We start from the raw sequence: 16,264 nt of genomic DNA, 5'->3' as shown, positions 1-16,264 counted from the left end.
ATGCTTACAGTTGTTACGCCGAAGTGACGAACTTGGCTGTGTTGCTGGCTTGGTGATTCCGTGTAGAGTGGCGCCCATCGCGATATGAGATCCGTCCGACAGAACAGCGATCTTCCTCCGGTGAGCAGCGCGTTGCCGGTCGCGCTCGACGTGCAGCAGGCCAAGCCCGGCGCGCCCGATCCGGAGCTGGACGAGTCGTGGACGTATGAGGTCGCCCACCCCGACTCGCCGGCGGATCTCACGGCTGTGGTCGGGGAGAACCTCCGGCGGCTCCGCACGCGGCGCGGGCTCTCTCTGGAGCGGCTCTCGAAGGTCTCGGGCGTCAGCCGCGCCATGCTGGGACAGGTCGAGCTCGGCCGCAGCGCGCCCACGATCAACGTCGTGTGGAAGATCGCCCGTGCGCTCGGCGTGCCGTTCTCGGCGCTCGTCAGCAATCGCTCGTCCGGCGGGCCGATGCTGCTGCGCGGGGACCGCGCGAAGCGGCTGACCTCTCACGACGGAAAGTTCACGTCGCGCGCGCTCTTCCCGTTCGATGCGCCGAGAACGGTCGAGTTCTACGAGCTGCGCCTGGCCGCGCTGGGCATCGAGAATGCCGATCCTCACCCGCCTGGCACGATGGAAAACATCATCGTGAACCAGGGGACGGTCGAGATCAGCGTCGACGGACAGCGGTTCCTGCTCGCGACCGGCGATGCGCTCGTGTTTCAGGCGGACGTCCCGCACGTCTACCGCAACCCGGCGAACGTCGATTCGCTGATGTACCTGGTGATGACGTATTCGCTGTCGGCCCCCTGAGGGCGGGTCTCCCCCGAGGGGTGGAGGGGAGGACAAAAAAAACGCCGGCGGTCGCCGGCGCTTTTTTTTGCTGCAAGAAAGAAAGGCCTTGTGGCGGTGCTACTTGGTCATGGCGGACATGCCCATCATCATGGGCATCCCGCCGCACATCATCATCATCGGCATCCCGGACGACATCATCCGCGTCATGGCCTCGCAGCGCTCCTTGAGCATGTCCATGGACATGCCCTCGGCCGGCATCAGCTTGCAGGTCATCCCGTCCTTCGTCATCTCACAGGACATCTTGCACATCATCGGCATGCCCATGCCCATCATGCTGGGCATCATGCCCATGCCCATCATGCTGGGCATCATGCCCATGCCCATCATGCTGGGCATCATCGGCATTCCCATGCCCATGCCCATGCCCATCATATTGGACATCATCGGCATGCCCATCATGGGCATCATCGGCATGCCCATGCCCATCATGCTGGGCATCATGCCCATGCCCATCATGCTGGGCATCATTGATGCGCCAGCGGCCATCTCCGGCGTCGCCATCATCGGGGTCATCGTCTGCGGCATCATGGGCATCTGCATCGCGGTGGTCATGGGGGGCCTTCCTGTCTTCGGCGCTGGTCGCGGCCGGGAGCCGTTCTAGCCGGCCTTCGTGCGCGAGCAACGCGTTCACACCGGCGCCCATCACTTTGCTCCAGTCTAGCGGAGGCGCCTCCACGGGCTTGGAGGCGCGGGCGTTTCGAGCGGACGAGCGTCCGCTATGGCGACGGGCCGCTCCTCCTGGGCTACGCTCGCGAGCTGCGTCCCGGCCAGACAGGGAGGGTACGGCGGGCACGACGGCCCGACGCGGGGCGAGCGGGACCCTGCGGGCGCGAGCTGGGCCGGGCGGCCTGCTCCAGCGCCGGTGCCCCCCCACCTCCGCTTCGCCCGTCGCTGCGGCTGACACGGCGGCCACATCGGTTCATCCACTGCGCGCACTCGGGTGCGTGACGGCGCCCTCTCGACGACAGTCGCGTTCTCCGAGACCGTGAGCGCCATCGACGAGCCGCATGAATCGCCTGCGCCTGTCGCGGTGTGCGCGCGCGAGCGACGGCAGTCGCTTGAGCCTGCCGCGAGCGGCTCCGACCGGTCCACCCGCCGCGAACCCGCCGGAACCGGAAGAAGCCCGCCCGGTGTTCGGCGGAGACGCTGCGCGAAGATGCCTTGCGGCGCGAGCCAGCGGGGCTTGTGTGCGTCTTGCTTCAGCCTTGACGGGCGTTGGAACTTGGGGCCTCATAAATCACCATGCGCCGCACTCCGTCTTCTCCGCCCCTTGTTCACGCCACCCGCGTGCTCGCCCTGGGTGCCCTCCTGGGCACCGCGTCGTGCGCTCAGGTCCTGAGCCTCGACGAGTTCCAGGACTGTGATGCGGACTCGTGCTCGGGAGTCGTTTGGGCGAAGAGCTTCGAGAGCCATGAGCTCGTCTTTGCCGAGAGCGTTCGGGTCGACTCGAAGGGGAACATCCTCCTCTCAGGGATCTTCCAAGGTACCACGGATTTCGGCGGCCCGCCGCTGGTATCGTCGCGTAATGCTTTCTTTTTCGCCAAGTTGAAGCCGGACGGCAGCCATGTATTCAGTCGAGGGTTGTCGGTGGCTGACTCCGATGGTGCATTGGCATCGCGCCTTTCGGTGCTGCCTGACGATAGCCTCGTCTTGTCGGGCTCATACGCGGAAGCCATCGACTTCGGCTCCGGTGTTACCCTCACGGCGCCCACTGCCGATGAGGATGGGTGCTTCGTGGCCAGATTTCTGTCCAGCAGCGAGCTGATCTGGAGCCACAACCTGTTCACGGGGACGGGGCGCCTCACTGTCATGGATTCATCGGCTACGCACGACGGTGACGTGGTACTGGTCGGCTTTTTCGACGGAGAAGTGCGCCTAGGTTCATCGACCCTGACGACCGCATCGAGGGATGCCTTCATTGTGAAATTGGACGGCGAGACAGGTGACGTGCGATGGAATCTTCATTTGGGAGGACCTGAAGCCACGATGACGACCATCGAGGCGATGGCGGTGGCCGTAGATCGCGACGGTAACATCGTCGTTGGGGGCCGCTTCACGGGATTCACCGAGGTTGGCTTCGACGAGAGCTCCGCCTCGAGCCCATCGGGGGCCGGCTCCTTCCTGCTTAAGCTCTCACCCACCGGGAAGAGGGACTGGTCCGTTGTCATCCAAGGAGAGGGTGATGCCTGGTTGAAGGATGTCGACGTTGATGCGCGAGGGGATGTCGTTGCGGCTGCGGCTTTCGCAGGAGCGATCGATGTAGCCACGCACGGGGTTAGGGGCGCCCAGCAGACCAGCGGACTGGCAGATTCGGACCTCCTGCTCGTGAAGCTGTCGTCCGCGGGAACCCACCTGTGGTCGCTAAAATTCGGGGACGATTTGCCTCAGTTCCATATCGATGCGGGCTTCCGCTACATGTCGCCTTTCGGGATTCACGTCGCCGCCGACGCCGCCGGAGACGTCGTGCTTGGCGCTGGGATTGCAAGCGCTGTCGACTTTGGGGGCGGGCCGCTCGGCGGGAGGCAGGATCGCGACTGGACGATCGCTAAGCTGAGCGCTGGCGGGGAGCATCTCTGGAGCAGGCGTTTCGGCGATGCCGCGGCAGGGCAAGGGATCGCCGGCATTGACACCGATCCAGCGACCAAGGCGCTCGTAGTCGTTGGAATCAACGATGGGGTACTGGATTTTGGCAATGAGATCAAGGCCGCGGTTGCCGGCGGCTTCAGCTCTGTTGTGGCGAAAGTCGACCTTCAGCGGGTCGGGAGATAGCTCTTCGAACTCAGTAGAGCTGGTCAGTTGATCTGCAGGTTCGCGGCCCCCGTGCCCTCCTGCCCCGCGCCCGCGGCGCCGCCGCTCGGGGTCGTCCCGCCAGCGCCGCCGAACCCGGGGGTGCCGATCACGCAGCTGTTGTCTCGGAACGTGAAGGTGACGCTCCCGGATCGCGCCAGGCAGGCGCTCGGACCGCCGCCGCCGCCCGCGCCCGGGCCGCCGTCGCCCCCATTGCCACCTCTGCCGCCGACGCCGCCGTTGGTGGCGTCATCAGGACCGGGGCCGCCCGGGCCGCCGTTCCCCCCGAGCTGTCGCGCTCCGCCGTTGCCGCCGCGGCCGCCATTGCCGCCCTTTCCGGTTGTGATCTCGTTGCGGGAGACGACCACCTGGCCGGCCGCCGCGAAGATTCCAAAGCTCCCGCCGCCACCTCGGCCGGCCTGGCCGGCGCGGCCGCCGAGTCCACCGCATCCGCCGCTGCCGCCGCCACCACCACGATCATTGGGGCCTACCCAGCACGTGCCGCCGCCGCCGCCGCCCGCGCCGCCGCCACCGCCGCCGTTCGCTCCCGGCAACCCGTTGGTGCCGTTCGCAGGCTGGTAGACGCCCGAGGCGATGGTGCCGAGCGTCGCTCCCCCGGTCCCCGGCGTCCCCTGTACCCCGGCCATGCCTGGCGCGCCATTCTGTCCTGGATATCTGGGATCCCCGCAGTCGTGCGAGGGGCCTCCCGCACCGCCGGCCGCCCCCTGGCTGCCCGGATGGCCCGACGCTCCGGTGGCAGAGCCATGTCCGCCATACCCGCCTCTCCCGCCAGGCTCGTCGCACACGGGCGCTGGACCGGCATTCCCAAGGCCGCTGCAGTCGTTGCAGCCCACCTCTCCCGCGTTCCCCCCTGGAGCCGTCCCCGCCGTGTGCGCCGCCCCGTCCGTTCCCGCGACGCCGTTCTGGCCGTCCTGCACGCGGATGATGTTGTACCGCACGAAGAGCTGCGCGAGCCCGCCGCCCAGGCGCACTCCATAGGTGCTCGCGCCGGCCGTCGTCGCCTTCAGCGCCTCGATCGTGATGCCCTCGATGTGCGTCGGCTGCGCGATCGACGGCGCGTGGAACACCGTGCCTGACGCGCGCACCGTCGTCGTCACCTCGGAGGTCCTGCGGAACTTGAAGTCAGGGTCGTCGTGGTCGAATCCGCCATAGATGCTGATGCCGGACACGACCGTGACCGCCTCCTCGTACAGCTCGCCGGAGAGACAGACCGCAGGCACCGCGCTCTCCTGCGCCACCTGGATCGCCGTGGCGATCGTCTGCACCGGGGCCGTGCGCGTCCCGCTGTTGGCGTCGTCCCCGGTGCTGGCCGAGACGTAGACGCACCGCTCCACGAGCCCGTCGCCGCCATCGCAGTTGGCGTCGACGAACTCATCGTCGATAGGATCCTCGGTCGTCGAGGTCGGCGTACACGCGTATTCGCAACCGCACTCGCCCGTGAGCGGGTTGCCGTCGATATCGTGCGTGCCCGGGAGGCACCCCATCGCGCAAGGGTCGGTGACCTCGCCCCCACCGCCCCCGTCTCCGCTGCCCGCCTCCCCGCCCGCGCCGCCTTCGCCCCCGCCCGCGCCGCCCTCGCCGCCCTCGCCGCCGTCGCCGCCCGCGCCGCTCGTGACAGCCGCGCTGCTGCTCGATGACGTCGTCGTTGCGCTGCTCGCGCTCGACGCTCCGCCCGATCCGGAACCGCCGCCGGTGCCCGAGACCGGCCCGATGGGACCGTCGATCGAGCTGCTCTCGGCGCAGCCGAGCGCGGAGAGCATCGCAAGCACAGAAGCCGTTCCGAGGAGGGAGCGCACGCGCATGCTTAATTCTGCACCTTCGCGCGCTTTTCGGAAAGACTTTGTCACGCTGGCGGTAATCACCCCATGCGCCCCATGGACCCATCGCGCCGTGCCGCACGCACCGACACCGCCGTGCCGCGCTGCGCCGCCGCGAGCCAGCTCACGATCCCGCGATTCGCCCCTCGCGCCCGTCACCGACTCCGGTAGTCTGGGTCTGCGCCCCTGCGCCCCTGCGCCCCTGCGCCGCCTCCGCGCCGTCCCTGCCGTACGCCAGCACGCCCATGCGCCTCGAACCGCTCCACCGACTCTCGCTCGCCTCCCTGCTCGGGCTCGCTGCCGCCGCCGGGCTCCACGGTGCCTGCGCCCCGGATTCGGGGATCGGCGCGGCGTCGTCCTCGTCGGAAGGGGCCGGCTCGGGCGGAGACCTCGATCCGGATGGAGGGCTGTTGGGCGACGCGCCCATCGATACCCGCCCCGACCCGGACGCCGCCTGCGGGCTCGTCACCGAGGAGGCGATCGCCGTCCCCCTCAATCTCTACATCATGATGGACAAGTCCTCCTCCATGGTGGGAGACAAATGGGATAGCGCGAAGGTCGGCCTGACCGCGTTCGTCAACAGCGCGCGGTTCGCCGGCGTGCGCGTGGCGCTGCGCTTCTTCCCGCGCGCCGCGGACGACGTGCCGGCGTGTGACCAAAATGCCTACAAGACGCCGCTCGTCCCGTTCGGCCCGCTCCCGGGCAACGCGGGCGCGATCGTGGACGCCATCGAGGACGAGTCGCCGAACGGGCTGAGCACGCCCATCTACCCGGCGCTGGGCGGGGCGCTGCTCCAGGGCATCGAGGTGGCGCAGAACCACCCCGACGAGGCCTCCGCCGTGCTGCTCGTCACCGACGGGAAGCCGCAGGGGCCCGCGACCCAGTGCGGCGGCGCGAACCCGGAGGATCCGGCGGCCCTCGCGGCCCTCGCGGCGGCGGGCGCGCGCTATCGACCGCCGGTGCGCACCTTCGTCATCGGGCTGCCGGGCGTCGACCAGAGCATCGCCAACCAGATCGCCGCGGCAGGCGGCACCGATACCGCGGTCCTCGTCAAGGGGACGAACATCGCCGTCGAGTTCCAGAGCGCGCTCGCGAAGGTGACGGGTCAGGCGCTCCCGTGTGAGTACGAGGTCCCGTCCGAGGTGGCCGGCGGGCAGATCGCGTTCAACGACGTCAACGTCCTGTTCGGGCTCGACGGCGCGCCGCAAGAGATCCTGCCGCAGAGCCCCGGCTGCGACGGTCCAGGCTGGCGCTACGACAACCCGAGCTCGCCCACGGCGCTCGTGCTGTGCCCCGACACCTGCGACGCCGCGAGGAACGCGTCCGCCGCGAGGATCCAGATCCTCCTCGGCTGTGAGACCGTGCTCCGCTGACCGCGCTCGGCAGAGCCCGCTCGGCGCCAGAGCGACGCTCGTCACGAGATGCTCGCCACGAGAAGACGAACGTTGAGCCGCCGAGGCGACGAGGAGCCAAGGAGTCGACTTCCCGGGTTCTCCCGGTGCAGCGGCATTGTCGAGCCCGGTCGCATGCAATGGGACCTCGCAGCGCTTGCCGCGACGCGCGCGTGTCGTATCGCAGCGCTCGCCGCGACGCGCGCGTGTCATGGAGATGACACCGGGAGCGACGAACGGGGTTGGGGAACACGGGGTTGGGGAACACGGGGTTGGGCAAGACGCACAGCGTCATGGGCGACGGCCGCCGAGCTTCGAGGCGGGGCGCGCGGGGCCGGCGCCAGGCGCCTCGTTGCAACTCTGCACGGCGCTTTGTGGACTCCCGGCCCCCAGCGCCGTAAGAGGACGGGACCATGACGACGGAGTCCTCCCTCGCAGCCGCCGGTTCGCCGCGGCACGCCGCCCCCGCTGCGCTCCACCCCGCCCTGGTGCTGAGCGCATACCTCGAGCCGCTCGTGCGCGGCCGGCGGGTCGCGGTCCTGGGTGACGCCACCATCGGCCTCGCCGACCGGCTGCTCCAGCGCGGCGCGCGCCTCGTCCATGCCTACGATCCGGACGCCGCGCGCGTCGCGGAGAAGCTCGCGCGAACGGCGCCCGGCCGGCAGCCGCACCCGAGCTTCGCCGTGTTCGACGGCGACCTCGGCGTGCGCGACGGCGCCTTCGACACCCTCGTCATCCCCGACCTCTCGATCTTCGCCGACCCGGCCGAGATCCTCCGGCGCGCCCGCCGCCTCACCGCCGCGAGCGGCGCCGCCATCATCGCGTCGCCGAACCCGGACGTCGCCCGGGGCCTGCTCCCCGCGGGCGCGCGGCGCGGCGCGGCCCCCGGCTACTACGCGCTCTACGACCTTGTGGCGCTCCAGTTCAAGCAGGTGCGGATGGTCGGCCAGGCGCCGTTCGTCGGCTACACGGTCGCGGAGTTCGCGCCGAAGGGCGAGCCCGAGGTGAGCGTGGACACGTCGATCCTCGACGGGTCCGAGGAGCCGGAGTGGTTCATCGCCGTGGCCGGCGAGCGCCTGCCGCGGCTCGACGCGTTCGCCGTCATCGAGCTGCCGTTCGCCGAGTTCCCGGTCGCGGCCGCCGGCCCGTCGGCCGAGGCGCTCACCGAGGCCGAGGGCCGCGCGGAGCGGCTCGGGGGCGAGCTCGCCGCGCTGCGCACCCGGCACCAGCGCGACCGCGAGGACGCGGGGGCCCGCGCCGAGAGCGCGGTCGCCACCGCCGCGCGCCTCGCCGAGACGGAGGCCGAGCTCGAGGCGCGGGGGGCGCGCCTGCGGGAGGTCGAGGCGAGGGCGGGCGACGCCCACGTCCGGGCCGAGCGCCTGGCGCACCAGATCCGCGACATGGAGGAGGAGCTCCGCAGCCAGCGCGACCGCGCGACCCGGCTCGCCAAGCAGCTCGACGACGAGAAGCGGGCGCGGACCAAGGTCGAGCTCGAGCTCGGCATGATCCGCAACAAGCCGGAGATCGCCGGCGCCCGCGACCGCCTCGACGCGGCGACGGCCGAGCTCGATGCCGCGCGCGCCAGGATCGCCGAGCTCGAGGCGAGGCCCGCCGTCGCGGCGCCGGACCCGGCGCTCTCGGCGCGCGTCGACGAGCTCGAGGCGGCCGCGGCGGGGGCGCGGCGGGAGCTCTCGAAGATCACGGCGGATCGGGACGCCGCGCGCAGGCGCGCGCAGGAGAGCGAGCGCGCGCTGGAGGAGGCGCGGCGCGCGGCGGCGAAGCACGAGGAGCTCGAGGCCGCCCGGGCCGAGCTCGCGCGCGAGCGCGACCGGCTCAAGGAGCGCGTGGAGCGGATCGAGCGGGAGAACCGCGCGCTGGAGGAGCAGCGGAGCGCCCTCGACGCGCGCAGGCTGTTGCTGGAGGCGCGGATCGTCGAGCTCGAGCAGCGCGTCGTCGCGCTGGAGCAGCGCGCCGCGGAGCTGGAGAAGCGCGACCCCGGCGAGGCGGCGGCCGCCGAGATCGCGAGCCTCGAGGCGGCGCTCCGCGACCGGGGCCACGTCATCGCGTCGCTCAAGGCGCAGCTGCTCGAGAGCGAGCGCGTGGGCAAGGAGCTCGTCGACGAGCTCGGGACGGCCTTCGCGTCGGGCACGGCCGAGAGCGGCGGGCCGGGCCAGGCCACGGGCGGTGGGCCGGGCGGGGCGCTCCCGGGCAACGGCGGGCAGGGCGACGCCGTGGAGGCGCTCCGGCAGCAGCTCGACGCGCTGGCGCGGAGCGCCGCCGCGAGCGAGGCCGACCTGCGCGCCGCGAGCTGGAAGATCGCGCAGCTCGAGCGCGAGCTGTCCGAGGCGCGCGATACGGCCGGCGCGCCCCAGGCGCTCCACGACGCGCTCGAGCAGGCGCTCGTCGCCGCGCAGGCGGAGATCGCGGCGCTGCGCCGGACGGCGGAGCGCGAGGAGGCGGGCGAGGCGCGCCAGGATGTGGGCGGGAGCGCGGCGGGCGAGGCGCGCCAGGACGCGAGCGCGGCGCCCGAGGACGCCGGCGAGGCGCGCGAGGATGCGAGCGCGGCGCCCGAGGACGCCGGCGAGGCGCGCGAGGATGCGAGCGCGGCGCGCGAGGAGGCGGGCGCGGCGCACCATGTGAACGCGGCGCGCGACGACGTGGCCGGGGCGCGCGACGACGTGGCCGGCACGCGCGAGGATCTGGGCGTGCCGCCCGAGGTGATCGAGCAGGCGGTGCTCCTTCAGCAGGTCGCCAGCGCTGTCGAAGCGGGGGCGTGAGCGAGGACGCCGCGGGCTGCGGCCCACCCGACCCGCGTGAACGCGGGGTACCTGTGCGCACGCGGTCGCTCGCGCTAAGGACCGAGCCGATGCGCGCACCTCGCCCCCTCTCCTCGCTCCTCCGGCTCGCCGGCGCCGCTGCCCTGGCCCTCGCGCTCGGCGCATGCAGCGCGGCCACCGCGCCCCGCGCGCCAGACCCCATCGCCTCGCTCCGCGACGCGGGCGCGCGCTCGACCGACGGCGAGGTCGTCGGCCGCTGGCTGCTCGGGGAGCTCCTCGTCCCGGGCGGCACGCCCGCGGGCGTCAAGGCGGCGCGCAAGCGCCTCGACGGGATCGGGGCGAAGTCCATGCTCGCGTCGCTGGGGCGCGCGATCGACGACGAGGCGCACGGCCGCAACGCGCGCGCGGCGGCGGCCTACCTCGAGGCGGTGGACGCGGCGCGGGTGAGCGCGCACCCCGACGCCCCCCTCGTGGGCTGGTTCGCCGCCAATCACCTGCTCGGGTTGCGGTCCAGCGTCGTCGGCCTCTGGAAAACGTCCCGCGAGGTCGTCCTGCGCGCGATCGACCGCCCCGGCAACCTCGGCTGGCGCGCGCGGGCCGAGCTCGTCGAGTGGTGGAGCATCGAGGGGCTGCCCGAGGAGGCGGCCGCCGCGGCGCGCGCGGACAGCGCCGGCGGCGCGCCCGCCGCGCCGCTCATCGACGTCGCGGCGCGCCGCTACGGGTGCATCGAGAACGCCCGCTTCGCCGGCCCGTTCGGCCACCTGGCCGAGAGCGACCACCGCGTGCGCTACGAGGCGGAGCGCGCCGGCCCCTGGCCGCCCGTGTTCCCGCGCGATCCCCGCCGCGCCGACCCGCCGCGCGTGCTCGGCGCCGAGCGCCGCGGCTGCCAGCTCTCCGCGGTCGCGCCCGACGCGCGCGGCGAGGGCAGGGCCAGGGGCATCTTCTACGTCGAGACCTTCGTCGACCTGCCCGCCGAGCGCGAGCTGATCATCGCGGTCCAGGGCGCCTTCGCCATCCTCGTGGACGACGTCGAGGTGCTGACGCGCGACATGAAGCAGTGGGGGATCTGGCCGAGGTTCGGCGCGCGCCTGCGCCTCGGCCCGGGCCGGCACCGCATCCTCGCCCGCGTCGGGAGCGGCGAGACCTCCATGCGGCTGCTCGCGCCGGACGGCACGCCCCTCGGCGTGGCCACGTCCGCCGATCCGACGCCCCCGTACTCGCTCTTCCCGCCCGAGGTCCTGCCGGATCCCAACCCCATCGAGCCGTTCCTCAACGCGCTCGGGGTGCCGCCGCAGCCCGCGCCGAAGGTGGCGCGCGCGCTCGGGCTGCGCGGCGCGCCGCGCCCCGAGCGCGACGTGAACGACCCGATCTCCCGCTACCTCGCCGCGACCATCGCGCACCTCGAGGGCCAGGACGACGTGAGCGCGGTGCTGATCGAGCCGCTCGTGGCCGATCCGGCGCGCGCCACCGGCCCCGCGCTCGCGACGCAGGCCGTCTTCCTCGAGAAGGACCCGATCTTCCCGCCGTCCGACGGCCGCGACCTCGTGAAGGACGTGCGCGCCCGCGCCGCGGCGAAGGACCCGGAGCTCTGGTACCCCCGCTTCTGGCTCGCGCTCGAGGAGGCCGACAAGGCGGGCCTGTCCGAGGTGACCCGCACCGTCGAGGCGCTCGCCGATCAGTTCCGCGAGGTGCCCGACCTCCTGAAGACGCTCGCCGCGATGTACTCGCGGCTCGGCTGGCGCGTCGAGCAGGTCCGCACCGTGAAGGAGGCCGCCGCGCGCTTCCCGGACGACGTCGAGGTGCTGGGCGCGCTCCTCCGCATCCACGACGCCGACGGGCACGTCGCGCAGGCGGACGAGCTCGCCGCCCGCATCCGGGGGCTCGACCCCGACGCGGAGATCGAGCTGGAGCGGGCGATCGATCGGCGCGACTACGCGGCGGCCATCCGGGAGCTCCAGCGCCTCGGCGCCGTCCGGCGGGACCGCAAGGACATCGCGCTGCGCATCGCCGACCTCCTGACCCGCGCCGGCAAGCGCGCCGAGTCGTTCGAGCAGCTCGAGCGCGCGCTCGCGAGGTCGCCGGACGACGCGGACGCGCGCCTCGCGCTCGCCGACGCGCGCTTCGCCCGGGGGGAGCGCGACGCGCTCCAGAAGGCGCTCATCGAGGCGATCCGGACGGGCTCGGACACCTCGAGCCTGCGCGACGCGATCGAGCTGCTCGACGGCACGACCGAGCTCAGCCCCTACCGGCTCGACGGGAAGCGGGTGATCGCCGAGCACGAGGCCTCGGGCGAGGTCATGCCGGGCACGGCGGCGCGCGTGCTCGACTACGCGGCCCTGTGGATCCACGAGGACGGCTCGGCGCGGATGCTCCAGCACGAGATCATCCGGATCCAGTCGCGCGAGGCCATCCAGGAGCACGCCGAGCAGCGCGTGCCCGACGGGCTCGTGCTCAAGCTGCGCACGGTCAAGCGCGACGGGTCGATCCACGAGCCGGAGTTCATCGAGGACAAGCCGACCGTGACCATGCCGCACCTCGAGGTCGGCGATTACATCGAGGTGGAGAACCTGTTCGTCCTGCGCGGCGACGGCCAGGGGGGCCTCACGTTCCAGGGCCCGCGCTGGTTCTTCCGCGAGGAGAAGGTCCCGTACTGGCGGAGCGAGTTCATCATCGTGTCGCCGAAGAGCCGGCCCCTCGACGTGGAGGTCTCCGGCCCGGTGCCCGCCCCGGAGATCGTCGAGTCCGGCGCGCTCGTCACCCGCCGCTACCGCGTCGACAAGAGCCCCGCGCTCCCGGAGGAGCCGGCGAGCGCGCCGATGGCGGAGTTCCTGCCGAACGTCCGCGTCGGCTGGGGCATCACCCTGGCGGACACGATCGCGCGCATGGTCGACGCGGCCGCCGACGAGACGCCGCGCGATCCGCGGCTCGTGCGCATCGCGCGGGCGATCGCGCGGACGCCGATCGCGCCGGGGGCCTCCGGCGCGGCCGCGGGCGGCGGGGCGGGGAAGGCCGCCGGTGGCGGCGGCGCGGCGGGGGGCGAGGCCGGGGCGGCGCCGTCGAAGGACGAGCAGGCGCGCCGCATCTACCGGTGGGTGCTCGCCAACGTGGAGGCGGGGCGCGAGAACGACGGCCGCCGCGTGGTCATCGGCAAGAGCGGCAACCGGACCGAGGCGTTCCTCTACCTGTGCCGCCTGGTCGGGATCGACGCCGGCTACGGCGTCGTGAGCGACCGGCTCGCGCCGCCGCCGCGCGGCCCCATGAGCGAGGCCGAGACGTGGAGCGCGCTCGCGGTGCGCGTCGACACCGGCGAGAAGCCCGGCGCGAGCGCGGCCCGCTGGATGTTCGTGCGCGACAAGTTCGCGCCGTACGGCTACCTGCCGAGCTCCCTCCGCGGGCAGCCGGCGATCGTGCTGCGGCCCGGGGCGCCGCGCGAGGTGACGCCCTCGTCCGGCGCGCACGACGGCGTGGTCACCGAGGGCGTCGCCGAGGTGGCCCGGGACGGCTCGGCGTCGCTGTCGATCGAACAGCGCTACGAGGGCAAGCTCGCGATCGCGCTGCGCTCGGCGCTGGAGTCGCTCCCCGACGCGCAGCTCCGGGACGCGGTCGAGTCGCGGCTGCTGCCGCAGATGGTGCCGGGGGCGCGGCTCCAGGAGATCCAGGTGAAGGAGCTGACCGAGATCGACCGGCCGCTCACCCTGAAGATGAAGATCTCGGCCGCGAGCTTCGCGCGCGCGCAGGGCCCGGAGCTCGTGCTCTCGCCGCCCTTCGGCGTGCGCGTGGCCAGCCTCGCCAGCCTGCCGGTCCGGGAGACGCCGCTCTACCTGTCCGAGCAGATCGCGACCCGCTCGGAGGTGCGGCTCCGCGTCAAGCTCCCCCCGGGCGCGCGCGTGGCCACGCGGCTCGCTCCGTTTGCGGCGGACAATGACGGGCGCACCGTGCGGGTGAACGATCGCCTCGACGGCGGCGCGCTGTTCCTCGATCGCTTCCTGGAGCTGCCCGCGGGCCGCGTGCAACCGGACGCTTACCCGCGGTTTCAGCAGTTCGCCCGCGCGGCGGACGGCGCGCTCGACCGGGACATCGTCGTGCTGCTCGACCGCGACGGACGCTGATCCCGGCGCCCGCGCGTCCCCCTCGAGCGCCCCGGTCCCGGGGATTCCTGTGTGCCAACCTACGCAGTATGGATTACGCTTTTGCTCTACCCGTGAGCGATCTGGATTCCCAGTACGCGCCGGATACCGGGCGCCCGCCGACCGATCCCGTGAAGGCGCGGGTGGCGCGCGCTTTCCGGCTCTCCTCGCTCTTCGCGCAGGTCGACCGCGCGGTGCGCGACGCGGTCACCGACGCCGCGGTGCTCGAGGTGGTGGCGTCCGACGCGGCGATCTTCGAGCAGGGCGCCCCTGCGGACACGCTCGTGGTGCTCGGCCGGGGCCGGGCGCGCGTCGAGCGCATCAACGACGCGGGCGCCGCGTTCCCGCTCAGCTACCGCGGCACGGGCGACGTGCTCGGCGAGTCGTGCCTCGGCGGGCTGGAGACGCGGACGGAGCGCGCGGTCGCGATGGACGAGGCCGAGGTGGTCCGCGTGCCGCTCGCGCTCATCCGCGAGCTCTGCGCCCAGCACCCGGGGTTCGGGGGGGCGGTGTTCGCGCTCCTCGTCGCGCGGCAGCGCGAGACCGAGGACCGGATCGAGTCGATGCTGTTCAAGAACGTGGGCGGGAGGCTGGCCGAGTTCCTCCTGCACGCGGCGGAGCGCTGGGGCGTGCCGACGCCGCGGGGGACGCTGATCTCGGCGCCGATCACGCACGCCGAGATCGCGCAGGTGATCGGCTCGACGCGGGAGACGGTGACGCTGACGCTGGGCGCGCTGCGGAAGGAGGGGGTGCTCGACGTGGCCGGGCGGCGGCTGATCGTGAAGGATCGCGAGGCGCTCGCCCGGAAGCGGTAGTGGACGCGGATCGCGCCGGCGCGCGGCGCCGCTATGCGCGGATGGCGTCGGAGGTGGCGCGAGCGGCGAGATCCTCGGCCATGTCGCGCTGGACATGCGCGCTGGCGCGCGGCCGCTCGCGCCCTCGCGCGCGCCGTTCCCTGTTGACGTGGCGCACGAAGCGCCGATACGCCTTCGCGAGTCGACCTCGCAGGAAAGGATTGCTCATGCCGAAGCTCAGCTCCGGAACAGCCATCGCCGTCGCGTTTCTCTTCGGTTGCTCCGCGTCGTACGTGGCGCCGCGCTTCCTGGTGCCGCCGGTGCACGCGGGGAGCGATCCGCCCCGGTGGGAGGTGCGGTGCGTGGACGCCGAGACGGCGCAGGTCAGCGACGCCCAGCTCCTCGAGGTGACGAGCGCGTCCGGGTGGAACCCGGTCCTCAAGCGGTTCGGGCAGGAGGGCTGGGAGCCGGTGCAGTTCCTGCGCAGCGAGCTCGCCGCGAAGATCGACGCCGTGTGCTTCAAGCGGCCTCTCTGACCGGGCGCGCGGCGCCGCGCGCCGCGCGCCCGGTCGGAGCGCGCCCGGGGGGCCTCCGCGGGCGGGCGAGCCTGCGGCCGCGCAACCTTCGGCGGAAGCCGGCCGGAAGGCGTGCTAGGGGGGCGCGGATGGAGTCTGCGATCCAGACGTACCGGATCCGCCTCGACGGCATCCGCTTTCGCGCCAAGCACGGCGTGTCCCGCGCCGAGCGCGACTTGCCCCAGGATTTCGTGGTGTGCCTGGAGGTGGAGCTCCCGGTCGCCTTGTTGCCCCGTGCCGACGCGCGGGCGCGGGTGTTCGATTACGACAGGCTGGCGAGCCTGGTCGTCGAGGCGGGCACGAGCGCCTCGTACAAGCTGCTCGAGACGCTCGCCCAGCGGATCATCGAGCGCGTGCTCGACGACACGCCGGCCCTCGGGGTCACCGTTCAGGTGAAGAAGTTCGGCCCCCCGACGTCGGTGTCGGTGGACTCGGCGTCGGTCGAGCTCTCGGGGCGCAAGGGCGGGTGAGCGCGGGCGCGTCGGGCGGGTGAGCGGCTGTCGCGCCGGCGCGGTGAGGAGGGCGGTCGGCCATGCCCGGTGAGGAGAGCGCGAAGCGGACGGAGGCCTATGCGCGGGAGCACCTGGCCAACGAGCGGACGCACCTCGCCTATGTGCGCACGGCGATCGCGCTGCTCAGCTTCGGCATCACGCTCAACAGGTTCAGCCTGTACTTCCTGGAGGCGGCGCCCGGGGCCACGCAGGTGGGATCGCGGTCGATGCTGCGGGAGGTGGTGGGCCTCGGCGCGGGGATGGTCCTGCTCGGGATGGCGCTGATGGCGTGGGCCGCGGTGCGGTACCTGCGGGCGTACAGCGATATCGAGCGCGGGGCTTACCGGCCCGACAGGACGGCGATCCTGATCTTCACGGCCGCGATCTTCCTGATCGGCGCGGCGAGCATCGTCTGGCTGTTCACGTCGTGAGGGCGGTGACGCGAAGGCGCAAAAAAAGAAGTTGATGTGAAGAGAATTTAACGCCAAGGCGCAAAGACGCAAAGGCGCAAAAAAGAAAGAAGATTTGGGGTTGGATGTCCTACGATTTGTCTCTGTATCCCTTGCGCCTTTGCGTTGGATCCTCATGTCGTGCGACCGCTTCGATCGCCGCATTCGCCCAATCTATCTCTGCCTTTTTGCGCCTTG

General features: G+C 72.3%; 11 protein-coding genes. 9 read left to right on the top strand and 2 right to left on the bottom strand.

The features are described 5' to 3' along the window. The first annotated feature begins 84 nt into the window (after positions 1-84). Positions 85-795, top strand: a complete 711-nt coding sequence (locus WMF26_RS41250; RefSeq protein WP_437951601.1) for a helix-turn-helix domain-containing protein — start codon at positions 85-87, stop codon at positions 793-795. Positions 796-894: 99 nt separating this feature from the next. On the opposite strand, the gene WMF26_RS41245 is transcribed toward WMF26_RS41250, so the two are convergent. Further along, positions 895-1,389: a hypothetical protein gene (locus WMF26_RS41245; RefSeq protein WP_437997220.1), complete on the bottom strand. Its 495-nt coding sequence runs from the start codon at positions 1,387-1,389 to the stop codon at positions 895-897. Between the two features lie 690 nt (positions 1,390-2,079). On the opposite strand from WMF26_RS41245, the gene WMF26_RS41240 reads away from it, so the two are divergent. Then, positions 2,080-3,606 carry a hypothetical protein gene (locus tag WMF26_RS41240; protein WP_437997219.1) on the top strand — a complete coding sequence of 509 codons (1,527 nt, stop codon included), beginning with the start codon at positions 2,080-2,082 and terminating at the stop codon, positions 3,604-3,606. Positions 3,607-3,629: 23 nt separating this feature from the next. Here WMF26_RS41240 and WMF26_RS41235 read toward each other — a convergent pair whose 3' ends face one another. Next, positions 3,630-5,405: a PE-PGRS family protein gene (locus WMF26_RS41235; protein ID WP_437997218.1), complete on the bottom strand. Its 1,776-nt coding sequence runs from the start codon at positions 5,403-5,405 to the stop codon at positions 3,630-3,632. A gap of 302 nt (positions 5,406-5,707) precedes the next feature. On the opposite strand from WMF26_RS41235, the gene WMF26_RS41230 reads away from it, so the two are divergent. The 7 genes from WMF26_RS41230 (at position 5,708) to WMF26_RS41200 (ending at position 16,048) form a co-directional block, all read left to right on the top strand. Beyond that, on the top strand, positions 5,708-6,835 hold the full coding sequence (locus tag WMF26_RS41230; RefSeq protein WP_437997217.1) for a vWA domain-containing protein: 1,128 nt from the start codon (positions 5,708-5,710) through the stop codon (positions 6,833-6,835). Positions 6,836-7,266: 431 nt separating this feature from the next. Further along, complete coding sequence (locus tag WMF26_RS41225) at positions 7,267-9,630, top strand: hypothetical protein (RefSeq protein ID WP_437997216.1); 2,364 nt, start codon at positions 7,267-7,269, stop codon at positions 9,628-9,630. An 89-nt stretch (positions 9,631-9,719) separates the two neighbouring features. Continuing rightward, on the top strand, positions 9,720-13,739 hold the full coding sequence (locus WMF26_RS41220; protein WP_437997215.1) for a hypothetical protein: 4,020 nt from the start codon (positions 9,720-9,722) through the stop codon (positions 13,737-13,739). Between the two features lie 92 nt (positions 13,740-13,831). Then, positions 13,832-14,572, top strand: a complete 741-nt coding sequence (locus WMF26_RS41215) for a Crp/Fnr family transcriptional regulator (RefSeq protein WP_061628538.1) — start codon at positions 13,832-13,834, stop codon at positions 14,570-14,572. 206 nt (positions 14,573-14,778) lie between these two features. Next, entirely contained in the window at positions 14,779-15,087 is a 309-nt protein-coding gene (locus WMF26_RS41210; RefSeq protein WP_020740254.1) for a hypothetical protein, read from the top strand. A gap of 128 nt (positions 15,088-15,215) precedes the next feature. Further along, entirely contained in the window at positions 15,216-15,596 is a 381-nt protein-coding gene (locus WMF26_RS41205) for a dihydroneopterin aldolase (protein WP_437333604.1), read from the top strand. A gap of 62 nt (positions 15,597-15,658) precedes the next feature. Beyond that, positions 15,659-16,048 (top strand): YidH family protein, encoded by a 390-nt coding sequence (locus tag WMF26_RS41200; protein ID WP_437997214.1) that lies wholly within the window; start codon positions 15,659-15,661, stop codon positions 16,046-16,048. Positions 16,049-16,264 lie beyond the last annotated feature (216 nt).

This window comes from Sorangium sp. So ce185 (assembly GCF_051526825.1).
Lineage (GTDB): Bacteria > Myxococcota_A > Polyangia > Polyangiales > Polyangiaceae > Sorangium > Sorangium cellulosum_D.
The sequence above is the reverse complement of the archived record's forward strand: the minus strand, read 5'-3'. Positions and strand labels throughout refer to the sequence as shown.